Genomic DNA, 22,853 nt, shown 5'->3' with positions numbered 1-22,853 from the left:
TTTTTTGCCTCTAGATGTGTGTTTTTATTCTTACTTGCCTTTTTTCTCTAAGTAATTTCCGGTTGTGACACTTGGGGTGCGGAAGGTGGGTTATATATATAGCAGGACTAATGATGGTGCGTTTATCAGGCGATCGCCGCTTTAGTGGTAGGTTTACTGATTTTGATGTCATTGTTAGTATCACCTTCGGCTCGTTGTTAAGCCGTGCAATTAATGGCTCGGCACCATTTTGGGGAACCATAGGTGTAGGTTTTGTGCTGGTGGGTATGAATCGGCTGTTCGCTTTGATTAGCGATCGCTCCCGCAGTTTCCGTAAAATCATTACTGGTAACTCGCTAATCCTAATTCAAGATGGCGAAATTCAATCAAATAATCTGAAAAAAGCCCATGTCAGCCAAACCGATTTAATTGCATCTTTAGGCAGCAACGCTCACTTATCAGATCCAAGCGAGGTAAAATTTGCACGCCTTGAACGCAGTGGACAAATCAGTGTCATTCCTGCTGCCCGCAAACCACAGGTAATAGAGGTGAAAGTGGAAGATGGAGTACAGACGGTGCAGGTGAAGCTAGATTATCCAGAGCAGGGAGAAAGGTACTGAGAAACTTCGAGCGATCGCACAGAATTTAATTCTGAATTCTTTCCTTTAAATCGTTGAATGTATACTTACAACATTAATTTGAAAAATAACTATATATACTGGATATTTTTTTGTCTTTCTATAGGTTGATGCACAGAAAATTTCTGAATAGTTTCCTAAAGAAGGGAAACAACGCAAATATCAACAAACGTTCTATAACCCACATTAACGAGAATACTAGCAACCGAATTGATTGAAGGAACAATAGGAGCATGAGACATGACTGACATTGTAGATACACTGATAAACGACGGTCGATTTACCACCTTAGTTGAAGCGATTAATCGGGCGAGTCTATTGCAAGGGCTAATGGAGCCTGCATCGATTACGCTGTTTGCGCCGACTGATGAAGCATTTTCCAAGTTGCCATCGGGAACGGTGGGAATTTTTCTTGACAATCCGCCTGAGTTAGAGCAACTCTTGACATACCATGTGATTGCTTTGCGGATTCCATCTGCCGATACTGATGCTTTGAGTTCAGCCCCAACTGTAGAAGGTTCGACGCTGGCGATCGATACCTCTGACGGGATTAAGGTTAATGATGCCAGAGTTATTGAACCAGATATCGAATCAGATAACGGAATTATTCATATTATTGATAGCGTTCTGATCCCAGAATCTGTGGGTGAATTGTTGGTTACAAGGTAGAAACCTTGCATTGCAACGTCTCTACTGGAATCAACGTATCAAAATCCGATCAAAGGAATTGCAAGTTATGGCAAAAGTTGTTGGAATTGATTTAGGGACGACTAACTCTTGTATTGCAGTCATCGAAGGTGGACAACCGCTGGTGATTGCGAATGCAGAAGGACAACGCATTACTCCCTCTGTGGTTGCATACACAAAAACAGGCGAGCGTCTAGTTGGTCAAATAGCTCGACGACAGGCGGTAATGAATCCAGAAAACACGTTCTACTCAGTCAAACGGTTTATCGGACGCAAATACGAGGAAATCACCCACGAAGCGAGTGAAGTTTCTTACAAAGTCGTCCGCGATCGCAATGACAACGTTAAGCTTGATTGTCCGGCGCTCAAAAAACAGTTCGCGCCTGAAGAAATTTCTGCTCAAGTTTTGCGAAAACTTACAGATGATGCCAGCAAATATCTCGGAGAACCGATTACGCAAGCAGTGATTACCGTGCCTGCTTACTTCAACGATTCGCAACGACAAGCGACTAAAGATGCAGGCAAAATTGCAGGGCTAGAAGTACTCCGGATCATTAACGAACCCACGGCGGCAGCACTTGCATACGGTTTAGACAAAAAGGGCAACGAAACAATCCTAGTCTTTGACTTAGGGGGCGGTACGTTCGACGTTTCGATTCTAGAAGTTGGAGAAGGAGTATTTGAAGTCAAAGCCACGAGTGGAGATACCCATTTAGGCGGTGACGACTTTGATAAAAAGATTGTCGATTATATTGGAAACGAATTTCAGCGCAACGAAGGCATTGATTTACGCAAAGATAAGCAAGCCCTGCAACGGTTAACCGAAGCCGCAGAAAAAGCCAAAATTGAACTCTCTAGCGCCACCCAAACGACGATTAATCTCCCTTTCATCACAGCAACTCAAGAGGGGCCAAAGCACCTCGATATAACGTTAACTAGGGCGGAGTTTGAGAAACTCTGCGCTGACTTGCTCGATCGCTGTCGCATCCCAGTTGAGCAAGCTCTCAACGATGCCAATCTGAACAATGCCAATCTCGATGAAGTTGTGCTAGTAGGCGGTTCCACCCGAATTCCCGCCGTGCAACAACTCGTCAGACGGATCACAGGCAAAGATCCAAATCAGGGAGTGAATCCCGATGAAGTAGTTGCTGTAGGTGCAGCAATTCAGGGCGGAGTGCTGGCGGGAGAAGTGAAGGATGTACTGCTACTAGATGTAACACCACTTTCTTTAGGGGTGGAAACGATGGGCGGGGTAATGACGAAAATTATTCCTCGCAACACAACGATTCCTGTGAAAAAATCTGAGACGTTTTCAACCGCCGCTGATGGTCAGCCGAATGTCGAAATTCATGTTCTGCAAGGAGAAAGGGAATTTGTCGCAGACAATAAGAGTCTAGGTACGTTTCGGCTCGATGGTATTCCTCCAGCCCCGCGGGGAGTGCCTCAAATTGAAGTGACCTTCGACCTTGATGCCAATGGGTTACTATCGGTGACTGCCAAAGACCGCGGCACTGGTAAAGAACAATCGATTACAATATCAGGTGCTTCGACGCTGGATAAAAGCGATGTAGAACGCATGGTACGAGATGCAGAAACTCATGCTCAAGAAGACCGCCAACGCCGTGAGCAAATCGACACCAAAAACAATGCGAACTCGCTGGTTTATCAGGCAGAAAAACAACTGCAAGACTTGAATGGTCGAGTTTCACAAGCAGATAAAAATCGGGCGCAAGAATTGATTGGCGAGTTGCGATCAGCAATTGAGCAAGAAAACTACGAGCAAATGCGATCGCTCACTACTAATCTTCAACAAGCGCTGATGCAAATCGGTAGCGCCGTTTACGCCCAAGCCAACGCAGCAACTAGTAATCCTAATCCTCCAAATCAGCCAACCGCACAAAACGACGACGTGATTGATGCCGATTTTGTTAGCTAAAACGTGCCAGGTAAACGTAATTTAGGAGATAGCGATCATGGATGACAAATCAATGGCGGCTCAAGGAGCAGTTCCCAATCAAGCAGCAGCCGAAGCGCAACAAACACTTGCAGGACAAAATCATTATGCTGGAGGCAATGCATTATTAGACGCCCAAATAGAGGTAGGAATACAGACGGATGATTCTGTAATTGAGCAGCCAGCAGCCACAAACATTGCTGGAAATCAAGACACAGACGATCCAACAGAGGCAAAATTTACAACTACTGGAGACTACCCTGTAGACTTTGAACAACTCAACGACGAAGGAAACTTATCACTGACAAAAGATGTTCCGAGTGCAGAATAGTCAGATTTTGAGAATTGAATCATGCCAACTGCAACTGATTTCAAAGATTATTACAACATTTTGGGAGTTGACAAAACTGCAACTCCCGACGACATTAAGCGAGCTTACCGCAAACTTGCCCGCAAATATCACCCTGATGTGAATCCTGGCAATCCAGAAGCCGAGGAAAAATTCAAAGAGATTAATGAAGCCAACGAAGTTTTATCAAATCCAGAAAAGCGCGAAAAATATGACTCTTTTGAGCAGTACTGGAAGCAAGCGGAGGTTAGCGGCACTCCTCCTAGAGGAACTAGTACGTATGCACAGGGATTTGACCAATATAGCAACTTTGATGACTTTATCAATGATTTGCTGGGTGGTTTAGGGGACAGGACAAGAACAGGACGGACTTATTACCGTACTGCGACTGGGCAGCCTGATGACTTTGGCTCATTTGGCAGCCAAGCACCAGCACCCGATACCGAAGCTGCGATCGCACTCTCCTTTTCGGAAGCCTTTCACGGCACTCAAAAGCGGTTGCAGTTGGATGATGAAACCATTAACGTTCGTATTCCCGCAGGTGCTAAACCGGGTAGTCGAATTCGCATTAAAGGCAAAGGTCGTCCCAGCCCTTTTTCTCAACAGCGAGGCGATTTGTATCTCACAATCGAGCTGCTTCCCCATCCGTTTTTTCAGTTTTCGGGTGACAACTTAACCGGAGACGTTCCCATTCGTCCAGATGAGGCGGTCTTAGGCGCTCAAATTCAAGTACCAACCCCGGAGGGTAGCGTCACGTTGAGTGTTCCTAAAGGCGTGCGTTCCGGTCAATCGCTGCGATTGCGAGGAAAAGGTTGGACGCAACCAAAAGGCGGGCGAAGTGACCTAATTGTGAAACTTCAGATCGTATCTCCGAAAGAGTTAAGCGAAATTGAGCAGGATTGCTATGAGAAAATTCAGGCCAATAGCAGCTTTAACCCACGTACTGCATTAGAAGGAGTGACTTTATGAGCGAGTTTAGCATCTCTAGTACAGTTGTTTCCCAAGAAGGCGATCGCCTTTATACATTTGAGTATGCAGCTTCAGTAACCCAAACTTCAACGATTGTAATTGAGCGATTTGTGCAACTCGGATTAATCGAACCGAAAGGCTCGATGTTGCACTTACAAGAAATTGCACGCATTGCTCAAATCCAACGCTTACGTCAGGATTTGGGGCTAAATCTCGTAGGAGCAGCTATGGTTGTGGATATGGCGGCTGAAATTGCCCAGTTACGCGCACAGCTAAAAGCGTTGCAGTCTTCTTGAAAAAGTTGGCACAGTCGAAACTGTTTTAGTGGATAAAGAGCGCGATCGCTTTCGATATTTCGTGATTGATATAGAGAAAATTTTGATCGCTATTGGTTTGGGATTAATTGTGAATTTTAATCCTTGTTAAAAACTTTACTAATTCAATTCGTACTCAAACTATGAAAAAATGAATCTCAGAACACCTCTAATTTTTTATTTAGTTGTAACTATTACTTTATTAATCTCTTTGTTATCAATAGCTTTTCCTAATTTTGCTAATTCCTATGGTCTATTTTTGGTAGGCATATTAGTTTGCTTTATAGGCATACCTCATGGAGCTACAGATAATTTAGTTTTTTATGCTTTAAATAAAAAGAGTACTTATGCACAAAGCATAATCAATTTTTATTTGTTTTATATTTTTTCCATTTTTATTTACATCCTTTCTTGGTATTTATTTCCATCTCTAGCTTTCAATATATTTCTTGCTGTTAGCATTTATCATTTAGGACAATCCAACTTATATTATCTGCATCTACCGAAGAAAATTCTTAAAACTTGTGTCTATTGTTGTTGGGGTTTATTTATAATCACAGCAGCCATTGTTTCTAATCCCCAGGAAGTAATTTTTATTTCTAAATATTTATCCAATGATGTATGGCTATTACACATTAAACATCAAGAATATTTTTTAGCATTAATTATTATTTTAAATTCTTTAATAATTAGTTTATTTTTTAATTTAAAATACCTTAGTCAAAAAGATTTAATTAGAGAATATTTAAGTTTAATTATTTTAGGAATACTTTTTTATACAACGCCATTAATTATATCTTTTGGAGTTTATTTTGGGCTTTGGCATTCGCTTGGCTCTACCTTTGATCAGCTTGAATGCTTAAAAAAGGCTAATTTAAAAGCAAGTGGAATTGATTATTATTTAAAATCAATTCCAATTAGTATTATCTCAATCATATTTTTGATAATAATAGCTTTTTTTTTAAACGATTTTAATATTGAACAGTTACAAAAACATTTAAATACAACAATGGCTTCATTTTTTATTTTTATTGCTTCAATTACACTTCCACACACAATTATTAGAGATAATTTGTACAGAAGCATATCTTCAGACGGTTGAAACTGTAATTGTCAAGCGAATTTGCTAAGAACAAAAGCAGCAAGAAATCCAAAGACGACGATTAGTCCAGCAAAATCATGCGCTTGCTCAAAGGCTTCTGGAATCATGGTGGAATAGCAATAAGAAAAGGGAAAATCGTTGAGGCAGCAGGGGTGCAGAGGAGCGGAGGAGCAGGGAAGAAAGAAGAAGTTTAAGGTTTGCGTTCGGAAGAAATAAAAATTCCCCTCTGCACCTCTGCACTTCTGCAATCCTTACGCCGCCTACTCTTCAGCTTAACAAGCGTGCCATTCAATCATGGTGTCTGAAATCATTGCTAAAATAGCGCCTGCGGCAATCGGGGAATCTTGGCGTAGTAACCTACTGCGGAACCCAGTAGCAGGGCTGAACCACCAACTAAACCCCAGAAACCTGCTTTTAACCAAAGTGGAAACATGATTAATTCGTAATTAAAATTATTGACTTATGTAGCTTAAATTTCTCCAGCTTGGGGTTTTGATAGTGTTTGTAATTCTTCCCAACTATAGTGATTAAGTAGTTCAATTGGTTTGTGATCTGCTCCTAATCCTAAGCCTACTGTCGGCTGGAGTTCTTCAATGAATTGCTCGGTGTATCCTGCCAGTTCATTGGCTGCAACTCCACCAGCGATCGCACCTGCAACGCCACCAATTGCAGCACCAACCTTACCACCAATTGAGCGACCGAGTGCAGCTCCTACCACACCACCTCCTGCTACTCCCAATCCTGTGGCAATGGGATGAGCCTGAGAGGTCGTTTTAATTTCATTTTCCGGTTTAGAAACAGGGTGTTCTTCCTTCATAATTTTCTCCTTAAAACTATTAAACTCGTGAGTGTTTGCATAAATAAACATGAAACTACTTCTGGCTCAGGTATGCCAGAAGCCATAGGGCAAAGCGTTCTAGTCCAACCAATAGAACGGTGATGCCCAATGCCAGACCAAACAAAACTAGGTTGTTTTCATTCCCAGCTTTTAAGGCAAAACTTAAAGATGTGGCAACGGCTGGAGGATGCATCGCATCTAACAGGATCATCAGCACGATTGTGACGATCATTGCGGTTCCACCAGACACATAATTCGAACCCAGCAGCATATAAGTTGTAAAACCGATCGCAGCTGCCATCATTTGGGAAATGACTAGAGTTCGCGCCGTGTTTGTACCGTGCTGGGGGTCGAGATAAATGAGAAAGGCGCTAGAAGCCAAGGACGCAAACAACAAACGCTGACGGGTTAGTACTTCCACTAGAGCCAACATGATCAATATGACTACTGTCGGGGCAGCGGCTAGTGCCAATTCACCTTTCCAATTGAGGCGGCTGCGGAGTGATCGATTCGCACCTTCTAAGGGTTTTAAGCTGGAACGGTGAGGTTTCATCGTATACTCCTATCAAGCTCCGGCTCTGATGAACGGCGTTGTTCTCCCTGCTGAATCTCTCGCTCTAAGAAATAATTCAACAAAGTTCGCAGCAAAACGATCGCTCCCAAATTCAATATATCTTGGCGAGTAGGTGCTACTGCCGTCCGTAAAATATCGCTGGCAACAGTAAATTCCAGCCCCAATGCCAGTACTCGTCCCAATTGCAAACGAATTCCTTCTGTGGCATCGAAATGTTGTTTGGAACGAGCAAACAACATTCGCAGATAATTAGTAATACCTCGGATTACTGCTGTGCCAATTACAACTGCTGCTGCAATTTCTGTCCCTGCTGCCAAATAACCGACAAGAATTTTGAGCCACGTCTCCAGAGGACTTATTAAGGCGCTCTCACTTCTACTTTCTCCGACATTCAAACTCAGGATTAAAACTAACCCCAAGATGAGTGCTAACGGTAATAGCAAATTAAGCAATGAATCTTTGGATGGCTCTCGTTTCATAAAACCTGGCGATCGCTTTGGAAACCTAGAGGCTTCGGGTGATGAGTACGTTCTGTAATATGTATCTATTTCACTCGTTCAGCTATGTGATGACCAACGCGCAACGCATTCGCCATAATTGTGAGTGTGGGATTAGCACCGGAATTTGACGGAAAGAAACTACTATCTACAACATAAAGATTATCAACATCATGGGTACGGCAATTGAGGTCAAGAACTGAGGTTTTAGGATCTGTGCCAAATCGACAACTACCACATTGATGAGCAACTGCTTGTTCTGGTATATGAGTGCGGGGATAAATGCTAAATGGTAGGACATGTTTAGCAGAACCAGGGATTGACTTGAGTACAGATGTCCATCGGTGAATCAGGCGATCGCTTGCTTCGGTATTGTTTAGTGTATAGTCAACGTGAATCTTGTCACCCACCACACGAATCCGATTATTCGGGTCTGGTAAATCCTCTGTCTGCAACCACCAGCCGAGCGATCGCTCGGCCAGTAAATGGCGCTCATAATGAGGGATCAGTTTAACAAATGGAGCCATGAGCGGCGGAGCCTCGGCGGGAATCATATCGGCAAGTACATTGCCGGTATTCTGCACCATGCCCATCGGATAAGGAAAATCCGGCTCTCCCCAGTAAAAATCGTTGACGGCGATCGTTTTTTGAAAGTTGGCGCGATTCACTTCTAGGTGTATTGAAACTATAGCGGTTTCCGTCTGTCTCATAAAATTCCGCCCCACCTGATCGGAACTGTTTGCCAATCCATTAGGATGTTTATCGTTAGCAGACCGTAACAGCAAGGCAGCTGAGTTGATGGAACCACAAGCAACAACCACAATATCACCTGCAAACCAATGCCGCTCTCCTGGAATTTCAGTTTCTACCCTTGTAATCTCTCGTCCCGACTCACTGGTATGCAGCCGCAAAACTTTGGCATTGGTCTTCAGGGTGAAATTAGCATACATCTGGCGGGTAGGACGAATAGCGTTGACATCAGCATCAGCTTTTGCGTGTACTAAACAGGGGTATCCATCAAAAGTATCACAGCGAATGCAGGGACTCTTTGTGCGATCGCTCTCATTGAGCTTTAATCCTAGTGGTAGGTGGAATGGGTAATAACCCAGTTCGCGGATACCATCAGCAAGGGACTGCATATCTGGCTCATGGCTTACTGGTGGATATGGATATGGTTCGCTGCGAAAGGGTTCGGTGGGGTCTTCCCCTTGCTTACCATGCACGTCATACAGCTTTTCTGCCTGGGTGTAGTATGGCTCAAAGTCTTGATACTTCAAAGGCCATTCTGGAGAAATTCCTCCTTTGTGAATTACCCTTTCAAAATCTCGCTCCCGTAATCGAATTAAGGCTGCACCGTAAAGTTTAGTATTACCACCAACCCAGTAGCCTGTCTGAGGTTTAAAGGCTTTGCCTTCCTTGTCATACCATTGCTCATCTGTATGGTAGCGATGTTTTTGATAAACCTCTTGCGGATTCCAATTAGCTTTTTCTCTCGGTAAAAAGTCGCCTCGTTCTAGTACTAAAATTTTTTGACCTGTGGGTGCAAGGCGGTGAGTTAATGTACCTCCACCAGCGCCTGTACCAATAATAATGATGTCGTAATGTTCTGTGATGCTAGTCATAATTTATAATTCATAATTTTATCAATGAAGGCAGGAGTTAGAGGGCAGGAGGCAGGAGGAAAACTGACCCCTAACTCAGTAGTGTGAACGAATGTTCAAGTGTTTAAGACAAGAACACCAAATTAAAAATTTGGTGGCTCTCCCAACAGGAGGGGTCTGAATCCTATAGCTGAATAAAAACCTCCTGCCTTCTGCCTCCTGCCTCCTGCCTCCTTCAAACTTCCGATTTGATTCGTTTACTACTGCAAAGTAATTTGGCAATAATTTTAGTTAATTTCTAAGTTTTTGAAAAAGCTAAGTAGCTCTAAAGATAGATTCATCTGCTTACATTAAAACTTTAATTACAATATTGCTTCTACCCAATGGGTTAATATTTACTTATGCCTAAAGATAGGCTAATATTTTATTTGAATTTTATTTTCGTGTAGATATTATTTAAAGTAAGTATACATTCTCTAGGACTTACGCAATAACTCTCTGAAACCTTATTCCTTTGTGTCCTTTGCGTCCTTTGCGGTTCGTTTTTTCATGATTTTGCGTAAGTCCTGTTCTCTTTACAATAAAATTTAAATAAATTTAGTTTGACATTTTCGACCACACTATTAATTCGATTTGGGAAATAATTCAAATCTTTTTATTAAATTTAAATAAAAAGTAACTTGTTGCCACAATCAATATATATCTATGGTTCAATGAAAATTTAAATAAATAAAATCACAATTAGCTTTATACCAATTATTTTTAATATTTTGTTTAGTAAATGATAAAAATAGCTATAACTTATATACTTAGTTGGTTGCACAATATTAAATACAGCTATATAGCATTTTGGTATTAATTTGAACCTGCTATTTATTATCAGCAACCAAGTTAGATAACAGGAGATTCCTATGCCGGTAGACATTGAGATTTATGATGATCGCCTGCGTGCTATTGTATCTATAGATGCTTCACTCCAAAAACTAACCAACGGTGCAGTCCATAGTGAGGGGCCTGTTTACTTTCACGAAGACAATAGTGTTGTGTGGAGTGACGCTCACGGCAACCGCCTGTTACGTTGGAGTCCTACTGATGATGTGAGTGTCCTACGTAACCCATCTGATTATCAAAGTGGTAATTACCGCGACTTGGAAGGTCGTCTAGTTGCGTGTTCATCTGGTTTGCGTGCCATTATTCGACGCGAACACAATGGTGAGTGGAAGGTTTTAATCGATCACTACCTGGGCAAATGCCTTAACAGTCCAAATGATTTAGTAGTGAAAAGCGACGGCACAATTTGGTTCACCGATCCACCTTATGGAATCACTGAGCCAAATCAAGGTTACGGTGGCGAACAGGAACAAAGCGGAAGTTACGTGTACTGCTTCGACCCAGCAACTGATGAGATTTATCCTGTAGTGACGGACATGGTACGCCCTAATGGGCTGGCTTTCAGTCCAGATGAAAGTTTACTGTATGTTTCAGATACAGCTGCGTTTAATATTCCTGGAGGGCCTCATCATATTCGTGTTTATGAGGTTGTGAACGTAGGCGCAGCCTTTCGTAGACATCGCTATGTAAAGAATGGGCGTGTGTTTGCAGTCATTGAACCAGGACAACCAGATGGACTGCGGGTTGATGAACATGGCAATGTTTTTACTAGTTCTCAAGACAGTGTGCAAATATACGCGAACGACGGAACTCGCTTAGGAAAAATTATTGTGCCGGAGACATCCGCTAACCTGACTTTTGGTGGTAAGGAAGGCGATCGCTTGTTTATTACAGCAGGCAAATCTTTATATGCTATCAACCTTAATACTCGTGGTGTACAGCTATGATTTATCAATTTGCGGTGGGTGTTGCGATCGCCTTTTTTATAGCTGCATTTAATTTCCCACAGCTAAGACCATACCTATTAAGTTCACTCTATCATGTATATCCTAACGGGCTTCCCGGATTGGCACTTTTACTATTAAGAGTTAGTGTTGGCGGGTTATTTTTACTACACGGTTATCCAAAGATAACGCATCTTCGGCAATGGGCTGAGTCTCTAAAAATGCCTGTCCTTCTTTGCTTTTTATCAGCTGCGTCTATGTTAGGTGGGGGAATTTTTCTGATTATTGGATTCCTCACACTCTTAGCCACCTTGCCCATTCTCGGCTCAATGCTGTTCGCTGCGTATTTACATATCTCTGGAGGTAAGCCTTTTGTAGCACAAGATCCATACTTAATTCCGCAAGACCAATATCAGGGCCCTTTGGGACAAGGTGAACCGCCAAGTTGGGAAAAGGCGTTTATGTATTGCGTGATGTTGATTGCGATCGCAGTTTTAGGCCCTGGGGCATATTCGCTGGATGCTCTGATTTTTGTCCGGTGAAAATTAAAGCTTCATGCATATAAAGTCTTGAATCCCTTTTGCCTCCTGCCTCCTGCCTCTTGCCTTGAACGCAGAATTCTCACAAAATCGCGTTGCTCCCTTTAGCTTAAGTTCACTTCCAAATCCGCAATCGTAAACTGCTCCTTATACCAATTCAGATTTAAGCCAAAAGGTAGGGTAATTCTTTAGGTGTTACATTTACGCTAAAGAAGCATCTGAATCGAATGGCACTAAGTTAAGCTGAAGGGTATGCAGCGTAAGAATTGCAGAGGAGCAGGGGGGCAGGGGCGCAGAGGAGAATTTCTAAATATCCGAACGCAATGCTTAAAACTTTTTCTTTCTCCCCTGCTCCTTTGCTCCTCTGCACCCCTGCTACCTCAACGATTTTCCCTTTTCTTAGTGCCATTCGCATCTGAATCCGTAGAAATTAGCACCTAATATAATATTTTGTAATGAGTCTAAAAGGAACGATCACCTTTGATATTCTTGCCACTTGCTTTAGTCTGAATAAGCCGCGTCAAGCCTTGGTTGCGTTGGGCGCTCCTGCACATACACTAGAACTCTGGTTTGCTCAAACCCTGCGTGATGCCTTTGCCCTTTCTCATGCAGGACATTATCAACCTCTCAGGCAAATTTTAGCGGCAGAACTACCGCGTTCTCTGGCTGTGATTGGAGTAGAAACAACTGAACAACAGCGATCACAAGTCCTCGATACATTCACCCAGTTGGAGCTACAAACAGGTGCTTTGATTGCCTTTAATCAGCTGCAATCAGATGGATGGAGGCTGATTGCTTTGACAAATGGCGGCGAAGAGTCTACCCGAAAACTGCTTCAACAATCCAACGCTCTACCGTTTTTTGACCGTATTCTCTCTTGTGATGCCATTGAGAAAACTAAACCTCATCCCGATGTGTATGCACTAGCGAAACGAGAAAGCAGAGACGAAGTATGGTTAGTTGCTGCCCATGCCTGGGATGTGATGGGTGCAGCAATGGCTGGTTTGCAAACCGCTTTCATTACATCATCAGAAAAAGCTTACTTGGGAATTTACCCACAACCGACAATCATAGGAGTTGATTTAGGCGATGCTGCTAATCAAATTGTCGAATGGGTTAGTCCGCAACAACAATAATTAACCAAGCAACAAACTCCTTACCTAAACCCTGCCTTTGAAACTCAGGGGCTATACGAATGGCACTAAGAAAAGGGAAAATCGTTGAGGCAGCAGGGGTGCTCTTGAGCTCTTGAGCAGGGGAGAAAAAAAAAGTTTTAGGTATTGCGTTCGGATATTTAGAAATTCCCCTCTGCACCGAATGGCACTAAGATAAGTCCAAAGTCTTGTGTTGCCTCGTTCCCAGCCTCTAGGCTGGGAAACCATTGTGAGAGTCTCCGCCTCCTCTTTGTTGACCAGAGGCAGAGCCTCTTGAAACTCGTTCCCAGTCTTCAGACTGGGAACAAGGTTACACAAGCTTTTCGGCTTTTCTTAGTGCCATTCCCCTCTGCACCCTTGCCCCCCTGCCCCTGGAGCATCTTTACGCTGCATACTCTTCAGCTTAACAAGCGTGCCATTCGGGGCTATACCAAGTTCCATAATTTCGCCCTGGTCGCTGCGCCATTTCATCGTTGCTACACCAACCAAGTGTTCGCTGTTCCTCTAAGTCTTGCATACTCTGGAACATTATTCTGCTTAAAGGGTGAGGAATCGTTCTCCTCAATGCTTGATACTTGAGTCAAGAATAGCAAAACTATCGAAAAGAACAAGTGATGAAAGACGAGCGATTAGAGATGCAAGACCCCCGGCAGCAATATCCTGCTCCGCCCTTTCCCCAACAACCACAGCCCGTACCAGGACTTGCTCAAAAGATGCAGCCCCAACCGGATCACGGTGAGCAGAGCTACATTGGATCTGGAAAGCTTACAGGTCGGAAGGCATTGATCACGGGAGGCGATTCTGGTATCGGGCGCGCTGTTGCGATCGCATTTGCCAAAGAAGGTGCTGATGTCGCAATTGGCTATCTTTTGAGCGAGGAAGCTGATGCTCAACAAGTGATCCAATTGATTGAACAATCAGGGCGCAAAGCGGTGGCGCTTCCGGGTGACATCACCGACGAGCATTTTTGCCAAAAGCTGGTGACAGATGCAGTGCAATCTTTGAACGGTTTAGATATTCTCGTGAACAATGCTGGCGCACAGACATCTTACCCATCAATTAGCGATATCACGACTGAGCATTTCGATAAAGTGATGAAGACAAACCTCTACGCGCTATTTTGGATTACTAAAGCTGCCGTTCCACATCTCAAACCCGGAGCATCAATTATTAACACCACTTCGATTCAGGCATATCAACCTTCAGCGAGTCTGCTTGACTATGCGCTGACCAAAGCGGGCATTGAGAATTTCAGCAAATCTCTTGCTAAACAGCTGATCCACAAGGGAATGCGCGTTAATGCAGTCGCACCCGGCCCATTCTGGACACCGCTACAGCCGAGTGGTGGTCAGACCCAGGACAAGATCAAGACATTTGGTTCTGAAGTTCCGCTTGGAAGACCTGGGCAACCTGTGGAAATTGCTCCTGTGTATGTGTTGCTTGCTTCCCAAGAAGGTAGCTACATCACCGGAGAAGTTTATGGTGTAACAGGCGGCATCGGGATTGCCTAGTTAAAAATGTTGAAACAACTTTAAGAGAACTTTTATAAGAGTCACTGATCTTGAAAATAGGGAAAACCTTCAGATTAATTTTGGTTGGTTAACTGCGATCGCCACTGGAAAGGGCGGCTACGCCATCGTAATCGTCATGTCATGATTGTATTAGGCATTATTGCGTTGGCGCAGCCCACCGCAGGCATCGCGGATTCCGATGAAATCTCTGGGACTGAACTCAAGAAGCTGCAAGATAAAAGGGCGAAAACCAAAACAGAACGACATCAGCAGCGCTTGGCTGAATTGTCTCGTCGCTACGAAATTGACGTGACCCCTGAGTTGGTCGAGAAAGATGATAATGGGTGGTATCCCCAACTGCGGATGCACTATTATTTGACACTGGGACGGGAATTTCTGACCACCCGTGATGCAAAACGGGCTAAGGCGCAGTTAGAAACAGGGGAGAATTCGATTTGTCAACCAGACTTTAACAAGAGGCAGATTGTACCGTCAGTTTTGTTACTCGAAAGCCTAAATCTGTTGCAATTTCTTACACCAGACGTTCATTTACGGGGATCTGATGAAAAGATGGTGGAGTTTAAAGTGCTGGCTGTAACGCATCGGCACGTTATTGAAAATTATCTGAATGTTTCCATTTCTGAAAAACACGTTGGTGAGGTTAGATCTTGGTCGATGAGTTAGTCTGCATCACAATAGCTCCGGTTGGATAACGGCTAGTTTCAGACGATTCCAACGTCACGAATAACCCAGAGATACCTGTGTCATAAAAGTCGGCAGGCATCCAAAATTTATCTAGCACCTTTCCCTGGGGATTAATTTTCACAGTGCCACAGGGAATTTTTTCGCCATCAGCGATCGCCCAAAGTCGATAGACCTTACCTGTGGGTGGAGCCACCAGATTTTGCACGACTAGAATTCCCTGCCGTTGTCCGAGATTTACAACAAAGCTACCCGCAGCAGTATTTGACGCATTCACAGCCTTGAGAGAGAAAAGTTGCGTTTGGGACTGTTGTAGTAAGGTATTGATGTCACCAGCCATGCCCAAATCTTGTCGCAAGCGATAGTTATCTACTCCTAAACACAGAATCAGGAGTGCCGCGACACTACCCATGACGGTATACCAGAAGAGCCGAGGCTGTTTGTGTCGGGAGGTCAGTTGAGTGGTAGTAGCCGTTGCCAGGATGACAGACCGGAGATGAGGAGGGGGTTCAACGCTGTTTAAGTCATGAGCCACCTGGTCTAAGACCTCTCGCAACTGATTCACTTGTGCCACCAATGCCGGATTTTCTATCAGCAGTTGCTCGAAAGCTGCGACTTCAGTGCGATCAAGGTCGCCCACTACATAGCCTGCTGCTAAGGTTTCGATTGCTTGAGGGGTGAGAGGTTCAGTCATAACCTTAGTCAATTGAGTCCCGTAAAAGTTGCTTCAGTTTCAGGAGTCCCTGGCGAGTCCAGCTTTTCACGGTTCCCAGGGGTTTATTCAGTTGTTGGGCGATTTCCGATTGGCTCAGTCCGGCATCATACGCTAGTTCGATCGCCTGCCGTTGCTGAACGGAAAGTTGAGCTAATGCCTGCCGCACTTGCTGCGATCGCTCATTGAAAACAGCCTGCTCAACCGGAGTAGGCGCGGGGGGTGCAGCAGTGACGTTCTGCCCCCAACGTTGCACCAAATTAAGGGTGCGACTGTGCGATCGCAGTTTGTCAATCGCCCGCGATCGAGTCATGACAATCAGGTAGCGCATCAAATGACCGTGTTTAGCAGAGTCAACCGGGCGCTGCCATAGCGATAGAAAAATTTCCTGAGTCAGGTCTTCTGCTTCCGGCTGGCTTTGCAACACTTTCAGCGCCACTCCATACACCACGCTGCCATAGTGATCGTAGAGACACCCTAAGGCCGTTGGCTGCTTTGCCTTCAAGTCATCTAAGAGTGCGGCATCACTCTTCGATGACGGTTCTAGTGGCTACCGGAGTGAGCATGACCGGACTGTTTGCTAAACGCCGTCAACCAAAGCGGATGGAAGAACGCCCATGAAATACATTTCCTATTTTTTCATAGCGTTCGCCAGTGCCTTCTTGGCCATCCTGTTGTCGTTGTCATCCTGTAGTCCGAACCATAAGGCAATGACTAGCCAACCAATGGTGATGAAAGATAAACCCAAGTCCCAACCCCAAACTAGCCAACAAACTGCCGATACTACGGTCAAAATTCGTAATTTCAAATTTGAGCCAGCGAATTTGACGATCGCTGTTGGTAAAACTGTTCAATTTATTAATGTCGATGAAGAACCCCACACGGCTACGGCTACGGATGGTACTTTCAACTCTAAAGCACTAGATACCAATCAAACCTGGAACTACACCGCTACTAAACCGGGTATCTATCCCTATATTTGCTCAGTTCATCCCTTTATGAAAGGGACGTTGACGGTAACACAAGAGAAAAATTAACCAGAGGAATACCAATGCAACGCAGAAAATTTATTGAACACGTAGGCTGGACAGGACTCGGTATTGTGTGGACTGTTGGCGGAAATGGCTTATTGACTGCCTGTCAGGTAGGAGAACCAAATGCTCAAAAATCATCTACGGCTTTACCGTTTTCCTTCGTTCAAATTAGCGATACGCACATCGGTTTCAAAAAACCTGCAAATGAACATGTAACCGATACGCTCCAGAAAACGATCAATGCAATCAATGCTTTACCCACTCCACCCGCCTTTGTCATTCACACCGGAGATATCTCCCATTTGTCTAAACCAGAAGAATTTGATCAGGCCAAACAACTGCTTTCTCAATTGAAAGTCCCACTGTTTACCCTACCAGGGGAACACGATACAATTGGCGATCACGGCAAAGCCTACGAAGAAGCCTTTAACCGAAAGGATGTCAAAGAAGGACTACAGGTTTGGGATCAGGCGGGAATACACTTTGTCTCCTTAATTAATGTACTAGACTTTGGCGCAACGGGTACGGGTAAACTGGGTCAGGCACAATTGGACTACCTGGCAAAAGATTTAGCAGGGCAGAAACAGGATAAGCCTTTAGTTATTTTCAGCCATATTCCCCTGTATAACCTTTATCCTAAATGGGGATGGGCAACTGCCGATTCGGCAAAGTTGCTTTTACTGCTATCTCGTTTTGCATCGGTAACAGTGTTAACGGGACACATCCATCGAGTGATTGAGCATAGCGAAGGCAATATTCGCTTCCACACTGCTGCGGCGACTGCTTATCCCCTCCCTACTCCAGGTCATGGCGATCAACCTGCTCCCGTCAAACTGCCCGAAAATAATCTCTTAGCGGTACTCGGATTCCGCACAGTTAAAATAATTTCCCTTAAAGATACTAGAGTTGACCAACATACTCTCTTGTAGAAATATAGTTTAACAACTGTCTGGTGCGATACGTCCTTAGCCTCTGCGCTTTGCGTAATCGCATTCTGGACCCTTGGGTTTTCATGCGCTGGGAAGTTCTGACCAATGGTCTTTGCTTCCTGATTCACAATGCCTAAAACCCCTATTTTTATGCTCGTTTTCCCAAGTTTGTAGTTGACTGTTACTGAATACCACCGCCACCTCAAGATGCAGCATTTGCTGCATCAATATGCACCCGCTCAACTGTTCCGATATTACCTGTATGTGCTAAGGAAACAGCAACGTTAATCACGCCAATATGCGAAAAGGCTTGGGGAAAGTTACCAAGATGTGCCCCTGTCTTAAAGTCAATTTCTTCTGCAAATAGTCCCAACGAACTGCTTCGTGCCAGCATTTCCTCAAACCAAACACTAGCCTCTGTAGCCCTTTGAGCCAAGATAAGTGCGTTGATCAGCCAGAAGGTGCAAAGAACAAAGGATGCCTCTTTACCACTCACGCCTTCTGGTGCATCTCGGTAACGGTAACACAGTCCATTCTCAACTAAATGTTCGATAGTCGCATCAATTGTTGACACCATGCGCGGGTCAGTTCCATCAATGAAGCCAACACTTGACATTAGTAAATTAGAGGCATCAAGAGTTTCATCCTCGTAAGATTGCTTGAAGGCACCAAGTTTTTCGCTCCACCCTTTTTCAAACACTTCATTGCGGATTAGTTGCCGCTCCTGTCGCCAACGGGTAGTATCACCAGTTAGCTCAAGCGCCTCAGCCATTTCGATGCCACAGTCTAATGCCACCCACAGCATCACTTTCCCGTAAACAAAATGTCGCAAACCCCCACGCACTTCCCAGATGCCGCTATCTGGTTCGTGCCAGTGTTCAGCAGCCCAATCTACTAGTGGGCAGATGTGTTCCCAAATTGCACTTGGATCGTACTTTCCAATCTTCCAGGCGAAATGTAAAGCACTAACCACCTCACCATAGACATCAAGTTGAACTTGTCCTGCTGCACCATTGCCGATCCGAACTGGCTGCGAGTCTCGATATCCCCGCAAGTGATCTAAGGTTTGCTCAACAACCTGTCCACTTGATGTAATCGGGTAAAGGATTTTGATTCCAGTTCCTTCCATCTTTACAGTCTGGGCGATCCAATTGAAGAACTGACACTCATCATCAAGATAACCTGCTAATAGCAATGCATAAAGAGTAAATGATGAGTCCCGAATCCAGGTGAAGCGATAATCCCAGTTCCGCTCCCCACCAATTTCTTCTGGCAACGAAGTTGTCGGTGCAGCTACAATTGCTCCTGAAGGGGCATAAGTCATCAACTGTAAGGTCAGCGCACTGCGAACAACCGCGTCTCGATACGCTCCTTGATAAGTACACTTATTCGCCCAACGCCGCCATTCGGCGCAAGTTGATGCCAGGGCATCCATTGGGTCTAGATTTGACAGTTGTGCGTCCTCCTCACTCAAAAGCGTGAATACCGCTCTTTCTCCAGCATGGAGGATTATGTGACACATAAATGTATTGCTTGTTGTGTCCAGATGCCATTCAACAGGTCCAGTAACGGTGAATGAATCAAACCTGACTTCGTTGCCAAATTTGACTAACTTGGGAATTGTCCGCCCATAGTCAGGGCGAGGAGAGCAAGTACTAATAATTTCTACTGTTCCTCCACTAACCTCGACAATTCGGATTAGCCTGCCAGGTGCTATTCGGCTTTCCTGCTGCTCCTGGTTGCTAATATCCATAAAATCCAGCAGCGAAATTCGTCCTGATTCACAGGTAAAAATTGTTTCTAGTACATTAGTTTCATTTAGGTACTGATGACTACTTGACCAAGCACTGGCTGGCTGAATACTCCAGCTTCCACCACGTTCTAGATCCAAAATCCGAGCAAACAAAGACGGTGAATCGAAGCGAGGTAAGCAAAGCCAGTCAATCGAACCACAACTACTGACAAGAGCTGCTGTATGGCAATTGCCAATCACCCCATAATCTTCTATCGCCGGAAAGGATAGGGTTGGAGGCGTTGGGTCATTATTGGGAGCAGATGTAATACTCATTACCGTTTTTAGCTGCTGATAACCTTTTACGAACATCTTATGTGGAATTGGTAATTTTTGGGTAGCAACTTAAGCCGGGACAGATTGTACAGTGGGCTTTTTGGACTTTCTAGCTTTTAAAGTACCTAATCCCAAAACCAATGAGCCAATCACAATTCCAGCAACCCTTGTGCCTGCATTTTCTGCTTTATGCAGTTTCGTGAAAAAGTTGCACATTTTGCAATACAGATAGCGCTCGCTTTTCTAATGAAAGAGAATACGATTGCCTCCATTTTTATCTTCAGACAACAAATCATCCCGCAATGTCTTTGCCACTCTTGTAGCTCATAGCTCTGGGCTTCCGTTTTCTAAGAGGGACTATTTTCGATTGCTTGGGTGCTTGTGGCGGACGGCATGTTTCACAGTAGAGCGGTCGCACACCAAAGGTTTCTCGTTGTGTGGGTTGTTCGCACTGCTTACACACAAAGTTAAAAACGCGAGTGTGAATTTCCCGCTTGTGCGCTCTAACAGTGTACTCTCGGACTTCAATAGTTTTGCTGGGCATCGGTTCTTTCTTCGGTGTTCTATTTATAAGGATAGTTTCTAGGCATCAATATATTCATGCACCATTTGATTGAAACAGTGACAAAAACAAGTAGCAAGTCCCAAGTCGCAAGTCGCAAGTAAGATAAAAAACTTCAGTTGTGGAATACAAGCCCACTTCAGAAAAGGAATTATGTCAATACATGTAGTACTAGACATAAAGTGTTCTTGTTTCAAGCCCACGACAACAGTTGTCGGTACACTTGCGATTTGCGACTTGTAACTTGCTACTTGGTCTGACAATCTGATGGTTTTTCGCCGGGGATTAAGCAGAGGCAATGCCACCGATTCATTGCGGGTACGCGATCGCCACCGACTCATGACGGATATGCAATCGCAACCAAACAGCGGCAATTGGAGGCATCTTTAACAGCAGTGGCGACTTGTTTTTAGCGATCGCTACCACCAATCGGAGGTTAGCTGTCACCATTTTATGTTTAGCTTTTTGACCTTGTTGAACGATTGACTCTACTTCAGCTTCGCTTTGCCCAAGTGAGGTAGCTAATTCTCTTGTGGTTGCTTCTCGCTTTAGTTGAAGTGCGAGGCTTGAGCGCTGTTCTTCAATCGTCATCATCTGCTGCACAAGCCTAGCATTTGTAATTTCTTGCTCAGGAGTTAGCAGAGGGTAGCGTCCGATTTCTTTGAGGTAAGAGCGAACTAAGTCGGTAGTTAGGCTGGGCATACTTTCAATTAATTGTAAGGAATACTTTTATTTTTCCTTTGAATAGAATGTTTTATCTCAAGAATTAGCTTACAAATCAAATCTTAACCATAGACTTAACCCAATGTTTCTATTTATCAAACTAGTTTATAAATATAATACTTTAAATCTTCAAATAGGTAAACACTAAAAGCTGCTTGATTTTATAATTAAGCTTTAAAATAACGAAGAAATATAGCTGACTTAAATCAGAGATAAGCTACACTAATTTTAGGTGGATTTCTCTCTTTAAGAGAGGATATGTTCAAATTCACTTCATATTTGGACAAGGCTAAAAGACGCTTTGCGTAAATCAATTGAAAATTACAAATACTTAGTTGAGAAAAAATTATGGATATGCAATCTCTACTTACCTTGGCAATCGTAGTCCTCTTTTGGGCATTTATTACTCTCGTTATGTTCCAGTTCATTAACGGACTATTTATATCGGCTGCTTACACTAGTAATCTTGTTTCAGTTAGCAATGGAAATATAGCCGCTTCTACAATCCCATCAGTATCAGAAGTAATCACACCACAAGCGATGACTTTTGAAAAGTTGCCAGATCCTTGGACATTAGAGGATGAAGTTGTTCATCGTACAAGTAATGAAACAGTTATTCTCTCATTCCCTACATTGAGATTACTGCCTCCAGTTAAAGAAATTTCACCACAACCAAAACGTACTACTCGTTCAAACAAAGCCAACAATGCTGCCAACAATTCACCGAAAACTAAAAAGGCTGATGTAAAGTCTTCAGGCAAGCGCAAGCCAGGCAGACCGCGTAAAACTGCATAAAAGTTACTCAACTATAACCTCCGATTGATCAACGGAGATTAAACTTATTTCCTGAAAAATAGTGAACGCGACATATTGTTGTTTATCATCTGCTTTGAATCATATCCCAAGCAATCACTCCCTACTCGAAGCAGCAATATTTGAATTAGGAATTGCTGTTGGTTGTGCCAAAGAGTATGAGAAAACTTGGCACTCTATTATCTGGATTCAGTCTAACGCTCGAACTAAAAGGAGAGTGCGTGAACAATTAAATCATCTGGCATTTGACTGCTATACACACTTTTTAAAAGCTGTTGATTACCTCAATCAATACGCAGACTTAATGGACGAGCAAAGTAATCAACCTCTTAAGTGGTGGTTTGAAGTGAATTGCAGTTTAAATCTGGCTTACATCTCAATCAATCGATAAAATAAACGGGAAATTTCAACAAGGCAACTGTGCCTGTTTGATAGCTAACAAAGCTCACATGTTAGCTTCGCTTTTTCAAGAGTGAAAATTAAAATTATATAGTCCAATGGTACAGCAACTTTTCACTCAAGGTTCTTTATTCGATTTGCAAACAGTAATCGATTATGGGCAGTCAGTTATTAGTGTTGCCCAAGAGCTTGCAAAAGTTTTAATAGATAATCGCCCTCTCTCTACGAAAACTGTTTCTTCCCAGATGAATCGCTACTTTCTAGGCACTGCCGCGTCTGGTGCATGGCAATGGAAAGACGCTTACGAAGCTATTGAAGTGGCGCAAATCTTATATCTGCGTCATCTGGGAATTAAGATTTTATCACAACA

General features: G+C 43.7%; 28 protein-coding genes and 1 pseudogene. 18 read left to right on the top strand and 11 right to left on the bottom strand.

Translation table 11 applies throughout. The annotated features are described in order from the left end of the window. Nucleotides 1–110: 110 nt before the first annotated feature. The 7 genes from V7K46_RS22420 to V7K46_RS22390 all read left to right on the top strand — a co-directional run bounded on the left by V7K46_RS22420 (nt 111) and on the right by V7K46_RS22390 (nt 5,992). Complete coding sequence (locus tag V7K46_RS22420; RefSeq protein ID WP_335116964.1) at nt 111–599, top strand: DUF421 domain-containing protein; 489 nt, start codon at nt 111–113, stop codon at nt 597–599. A gap of 258 nt (nt 600–857) precedes the next feature. Next, nucleotides 858–1,286: a fasciclin domain-containing protein gene (locus V7K46_RS22415; protein ID WP_335116962.1), complete on the top strand. Its 429-nt coding sequence runs from the start codon at nt 858–860 to the stop codon at nt 1,284–1,286. A 67-nt stretch (nt 1,287–1,353) separates the two neighbouring features. Further along, a complete protein-coding gene (gene dnaK, locus V7K46_RS22410) occupies nt 1,354–3,240 on the top strand; it encodes a molecular chaperone DnaK (protein ID WP_335116960.1) in 1,887 nt (628 codons plus the stop codon). 37 nt (nt 3,241–3,277) lie between these two features. Beyond that, a complete protein-coding gene (locus tag V7K46_RS22405) occupies nt 3,278–3,589 on the top strand; it encodes a hypothetical protein (RefSeq protein ID WP_335116958.1) in 312 nt (103 codons plus the stop codon). 21 nt (nt 3,590–3,610) lie between these two features. Beyond that, complete coding sequence (locus V7K46_RS22400; protein ID WP_335116956.1) at nt 3,611–4,576, top strand: J domain-containing protein; 966 nt, start codon at nt 3,611–3,613, stop codon at nt 4,574–4,576. Next, nucleotides 4,573–4,872: a chaperone modulator CbpM gene (locus V7K46_RS22395; protein ID WP_335116954.1), complete on the top strand. Its 300-nt coding sequence runs from the start codon at nt 4,573–4,575 to the stop codon at nt 4,870–4,872. Before V7K46_RS22400 ends, V7K46_RS22395 begins: the two co-directional genes overlap by 4 nt. 169 nt (nt 4,873–5,041) lie before the next feature. Further along, on the top strand, nt 5,042–5,992 hold the full coding sequence (locus tag V7K46_RS22390; RefSeq protein WP_335116952.1) for a Brp/Blh family beta-carotene 15,15'-dioxygenase: 951 nt from the start codon (nt 5,042–5,044) through the stop codon (nt 5,990–5,992). A 469-nt stretch (nt 5,993–6,461) separates the two neighbouring features. Here V7K46_RS22390 and V7K46_RS22385 read toward each other — a convergent pair whose 3' ends face one another. The 4 genes from V7K46_RS22385 to V7K46_RS22370 form a co-directional block, all read right to left on the bottom strand. Then, nucleotides 6,462–6,809 (bottom strand): hypothetical protein, encoded by a 348-nt coding sequence (locus V7K46_RS22385; protein WP_335116950.1) that lies wholly within the window; start codon nt 6,807–6,809, stop codon nt 6,462–6,464. A 55-nt stretch (nt 6,810–6,864) separates the two neighbouring features. After that, complete coding sequence (locus V7K46_RS22380; protein WP_335116948.1) at nt 6,865–7,383, bottom strand: HPP family protein; 519 nt, start codon at nt 7,381–7,383, stop codon at nt 6,865–6,867. Next, complete coding sequence (locus V7K46_RS22375) at nt 7,380–7,883, bottom strand: DUF1622 domain-containing protein (RefSeq protein ID WP_335116946.1); 504 nt, start codon at nt 7,881–7,883, stop codon at nt 7,380–7,382. The genes V7K46_RS22380 and V7K46_RS22375 overlap by 4 nt, the downstream gene beginning before the upstream one ends. Nucleotides 7,884–7,948: 65 nt before the next feature. Further along, nucleotides 7,949–9,523: a GMC family oxidoreductase gene (locus tag V7K46_RS22370; protein WP_335116944.1), complete on the bottom strand. Its 1,575-nt coding sequence runs from the start codon at nt 9,521–9,523 to the stop codon at nt 7,949–7,951. Between the two features lie 890 nt (nt 9,524–10,413). Between V7K46_RS22370 and V7K46_RS22365 the strand changes: the two genes are divergently transcribed. The 3 genes from V7K46_RS22365 to V7K46_RS22355 all read left to right on the top strand — a co-directional run bounded on the left by V7K46_RS22365 (nt 10,414) and on the right by V7K46_RS22355 (nt 13,012). Further along, nucleotides 10,414–11,340 carry an SMP-30/gluconolactonase/LRE family protein gene (locus tag V7K46_RS22365; protein ID WP_335116942.1) on the top strand — a complete coding sequence of 309 codons (927 nt, stop codon included), beginning with the start codon at nt 10,414–10,416 and terminating at the stop codon, nt 11,338–11,340. Beyond that, a complete protein-coding gene (locus tag V7K46_RS22360) occupies nt 11,337–11,879 on the top strand; it encodes a DoxX family protein (protein ID WP_335116940.1) in 543 nt (180 codons plus the stop codon). Before V7K46_RS22365 ends, V7K46_RS22360 begins: the two co-directional genes overlap by 4 nt. A gap of 452 nt (nt 11,880–12,331) precedes the next feature. Beyond that, nucleotides 12,332–13,012, top strand: a complete 681-nt coding sequence (locus V7K46_RS22355) for an HAD family hydrolase (RefSeq protein ID WP_335116938.1) — start codon at nt 12,332–12,334, stop codon at nt 13,010–13,012. A 421-nt stretch (nt 13,013–13,433) separates the two neighbouring features. Here the strand turns inward: V7K46_RS22355 and V7K46_RS22350 are convergent, their stop codons facing one another. Then, nucleotides 13,434–13,559, bottom strand: a complete 126-nt coding sequence (locus tag V7K46_RS22350; RefSeq protein WP_335116937.1) for a hypothetical protein — start codon at nt 13,557–13,559, stop codon at nt 13,434–13,436. An 85-nt stretch (nt 13,560–13,644) separates the two neighbouring features. On the opposite strand from V7K46_RS22350, the gene V7K46_RS22345 reads away from it, so the two are divergent. Both V7K46_RS22345 and V7K46_RS22340 read left to right on the top strand, forming a co-directional pair. Further along, a complete protein-coding gene (locus V7K46_RS22345; RefSeq protein WP_335116935.1) occupies nt 13,645–14,541 on the top strand; it encodes an SDR family oxidoreductase in 897 nt (298 codons plus the stop codon). Nucleotides 14,542–14,625: 84 nt separating this feature from the next. After that, the gene (locus tag V7K46_RS22340; protein ID WP_335116933.1) at nt 14,626–15,225 is read left to right on the top strand and encodes a hypothetical protein; all 600 of its coding nucleotides are present in this window, start codon (nt 14,626–14,628) and stop codon (nt 15,223–15,225) included. Here V7K46_RS22340 and V7K46_RS22335 read toward each other — a convergent pair. Continuing rightward, the gene (locus tag V7K46_RS22335) at nt 15,203–15,937 is read right to left on the bottom strand and encodes an anti-sigma factor (RefSeq protein WP_335116931.1); all 735 of its coding nucleotides are present in this window, start codon (nt 15,935–15,937) and stop codon (nt 15,203–15,205) included. The two genes, V7K46_RS22340 and V7K46_RS22335, sit on opposite strands and share 23 nt — an antisense overlap. Before the next feature lie 4 nt (nt 15,938–15,941). Continuing rightward, on the bottom strand, nt 15,942–16,460 hold the full coding sequence (locus V7K46_RS22330; protein ID WP_335116929.1) for a sigma-70 family RNA polymerase sigma factor: 519 nt from the start codon (nt 16,458–16,460) through the stop codon (nt 15,942–15,944). 112 nt (nt 16,461–16,572) lie between these two features. On the opposite strand from V7K46_RS22330, the gene V7K46_RS22325 reads away from it, so the two are divergent. Both V7K46_RS22325 and V7K46_RS22320 read left to right on the top strand, forming a co-directional pair. After that, complete coding sequence (locus V7K46_RS22325) at nt 16,573–16,992, top strand: cupredoxin domain-containing protein (protein ID WP_335116927.1); 420 nt, start codon at nt 16,573–16,575, stop codon at nt 16,990–16,992. Nucleotides 16,993–17,006: 14 nt separating this feature from the next. Further along, nucleotides 17,007–17,918 carry a metallophosphoesterase family protein gene (locus V7K46_RS22320; protein ID WP_335116924.1) on the top strand — a complete coding sequence of 304 codons (912 nt, stop codon included), beginning with the start codon at nt 17,007–17,009 and terminating at the stop codon, nt 17,916–17,918. A 202-nt stretch (nt 17,919–18,120) separates the two neighbouring features. On the opposite strand, the gene V7K46_RS22315 is transcribed toward V7K46_RS22320, so the two are convergent. Then, on the bottom strand, nt 18,121–19,986 hold the full coding sequence (locus V7K46_RS22315; RefSeq protein ID WP_335116922.1) for a glycoside hydrolase family 15 protein: 1,866 nt from the start codon (nt 19,984–19,986) through the stop codon (nt 18,121–18,123). A gap of 127 nt (nt 19,987–20,113) precedes the next feature. Here V7K46_RS22315 and V7K46_RS32150 point away from each other — a divergent pair. Beyond that, a pseudogene (locus V7K46_RS32150) lies at nt 20,114–20,199 on the top strand (HU family DNA-binding protein); the annotation flags it as partial. A 79-nt stretch (nt 20,200–20,278) separates the two neighbouring features. Here the strand turns inward: V7K46_RS32150 and V7K46_RS22310 are convergent. The 3 genes from V7K46_RS22310 to V7K46_RS22300 are packed head-to-tail and all read right to left on the bottom strand — an operon-like array spanning nt 20,279 to nt 21,250. Beyond that, nucleotides 20,279–20,530: a hypothetical protein gene (locus V7K46_RS22310; protein ID WP_335116920.1), complete on the bottom strand. Its 252-nt coding sequence runs from the start codon at nt 20,528–20,530 to the stop codon at nt 20,279–20,281. Between the two features lie 38 nt (nt 20,531–20,568). After that, on the bottom strand, nt 20,569–20,889 hold the full coding sequence (locus V7K46_RS22305) for a hypothetical protein (RefSeq protein ID WP_335116918.1): 321 nt from the start codon (nt 20,887–20,889) through the stop codon (nt 20,569–20,571). Further along, entirely contained in the window at nt 20,858–21,250 is a 393-nt protein-coding gene (locus V7K46_RS22300) for a sigma-70 factor domain-containing protein (protein ID WP_335116916.1), read from the bottom strand. Before V7K46_RS22300 ends, V7K46_RS22305 begins: the two co-directional genes overlap by 32 nt. Before the next feature lie 369 nt (nt 21,251–21,619). Between V7K46_RS22300 and V7K46_RS22295 the strand changes: the two genes are divergently transcribed. The 3 genes from V7K46_RS22295 to V7K46_RS22285 all read left to right on the top strand — a co-directional run. Next, nucleotides 21,620–22,066, top strand: a complete 447-nt coding sequence (locus tag V7K46_RS22295) for a hypothetical protein (RefSeq protein ID WP_335116913.1) — start codon at nt 21,620–21,622, stop codon at nt 22,064–22,066. 61 nt (nt 22,067–22,127) lie between these two features. Beyond that, nucleotides 22,128–22,475 (top strand): hypothetical protein, encoded by a 348-nt coding sequence (locus tag V7K46_RS22290; RefSeq protein ID WP_335116911.1) that lies wholly within the window; start codon nt 22,128–22,130, stop codon nt 22,473–22,475. A 106-nt stretch (nt 22,476–22,581) separates the two neighbouring features. Further along, nucleotides 22,582–22,853 (top strand): hypothetical protein (locus tag V7K46_RS22285; RefSeq protein WP_335116909.1); only part of this gene is annotated, 272 nt, incomplete at its 3' end.

Origin of the sequence: Nostoc sp., assembly GCF_036917395.1 — a bacterium.
Classification (GTDB): domain Bacteria; phylum Cyanobacteriota; class Cyanobacteriia; order Cyanobacteriales; family Nostocaceae; genus Nostoc.
This window is presented reverse-complemented; position numbering and strand designations above follow the sequence as displayed.

Coding starts and splice junctions, on each gene's coding strand:
- V7K46_RS22420 (WP_335116964.1), top strand. CDS start 111: ATGATGGTGCGTTTATCAGGCGATCGCCGCTTTAGTGGTAGGTTTACT.
- V7K46_RS22415 (WP_335116962.1), top strand. CDS start 858: ATGACTGACATTGTAGATACACTGATAAACGACGGTCGATTTACCACC.
- dnaK (WP_335116960.1), top strand. CDS start 1,354: ATGGCAAAAGTTGTTGGAATTGATTTAGGGACGACTAACTCTTGTATT.
- V7K46_RS22405 (WP_335116958.1), top strand. CDS start 3,278: ATGGATGACAAATCAATGGCGGCTCAAGGAGCAGTTCCCAATCAAGCA.
- V7K46_RS22400 (WP_335116956.1), top strand. CDS start 3,611: ATGCCAACTGCAACTGATTTCAAAGATTATTACAACATTTTGGGAGTT.
- V7K46_RS22395 (WP_335116954.1), top strand. CDS start 4,573: ATGAGCGAGTTTAGCATCTCTAGTACAGTTGTTTCCCAAGAAGGCGAT.
- V7K46_RS22390 (WP_335116952.1), top strand. CDS start 5,042: ATGAATCTCAGAACACCTCTAATTTTTTATTTAGTTGTAACTATTACT.
- V7K46_RS22385 (WP_335116950.1), bottom strand. CDS start 6,809: ATGAAGGAAGAACACCCTGTTTCTAAACCGGAAAATGAAATTAAAACG.
- V7K46_RS22380 (WP_335116948.1), bottom strand. CDS start 7,383: ATGAAACCTCACCGTTCCAGCTTAAAACCCTTAGAAGGTGCGAATCGA.
- V7K46_RS22375 (WP_335116946.1), bottom strand. CDS start 7,883: ATGAAACGAGAGCCATCCAAAGATTCATTGCTTAATTTGCTATTACCG.
- V7K46_RS22370 (WP_335116944.1), bottom strand. CDS start 9,523: ATGACTAGCATCACAGAACATTACGACATCATTATTATTGGTACAGGC.
- V7K46_RS22365 (WP_335116942.1), top strand. CDS start 10,414: ATGCCGGTAGACATTGAGATTTATGATGATCGCCTGCGTGCTATTGTA.
- V7K46_RS22360 (WP_335116940.1), top strand. CDS start 11,337: ATGATTTATCAATTTGCGGTGGGTGTTGCGATCGCCTTTTTTATAGCT.
- V7K46_RS22355 (WP_335116938.1), top strand. CDS start 12,332: ATGAGTCTAAAAGGAACGATCACCTTTGATATTCTTGCCACTTGCTTT.
- V7K46_RS22350 (WP_335116937.1), bottom strand. CDS start 13,559: ATGTTCCAGAGTATGCAAGACTTAGAGGAACAGCGAACACTTGGTTGG.
- V7K46_RS22345 (WP_335116935.1), top strand. CDS start 13,645: ATGAAAGACGAGCGATTAGAGATGCAAGACCCCCGGCAGCAATATCCT.
- V7K46_RS22335 (WP_335116931.1), bottom strand. CDS start 15,937: ATGACTGAACCTCTCACCCCTCAAGCAATCGAAACCTTAGCAGCAGGC.
- V7K46_RS22325 (WP_335116927.1), top strand. CDS start 16,573: ATGAAATACATTTCCTATTTTTTCATAGCGTTCGCCAGTGCCTTCTTG.
- V7K46_RS22320 (WP_335116924.1), top strand. CDS start 17,007: ATGCAACGCAGAAAATTTATTGAACACGTAGGCTGGACAGGACTCGGT.
- V7K46_RS22315 (WP_335116922.1), bottom strand. CDS start 19,986: ATGAGTATTACATCTGCTCCCAATAATGACCCAACGCCTCCAACCCTA.
- V7K46_RS22310 (WP_335116920.1), bottom strand. CDS start 20,530: ATGCCCAGCAAAACTATTGAAGTCCGAGAGTACACTGTTAGAGCGCAC.
- V7K46_RS22305 (WP_335116918.1), bottom strand. CDS start 20,889: ATGAGTCGGTGGCGATCGCGTACCCGCAATGAATCGGTGGCATTGCCT.
- V7K46_RS22300 (WP_335116916.1), bottom strand. CDS start 21,250: ATGCCCAGCCTAACTACCGACTTAGTTCGCTCTTACCTCAAAGAAATC.
- V7K46_RS22295 (WP_335116913.1), top strand. CDS start 21,620: ATGGATATGCAATCTCTACTTACCTTGGCAATCGTAGTCCTCTTTTGG.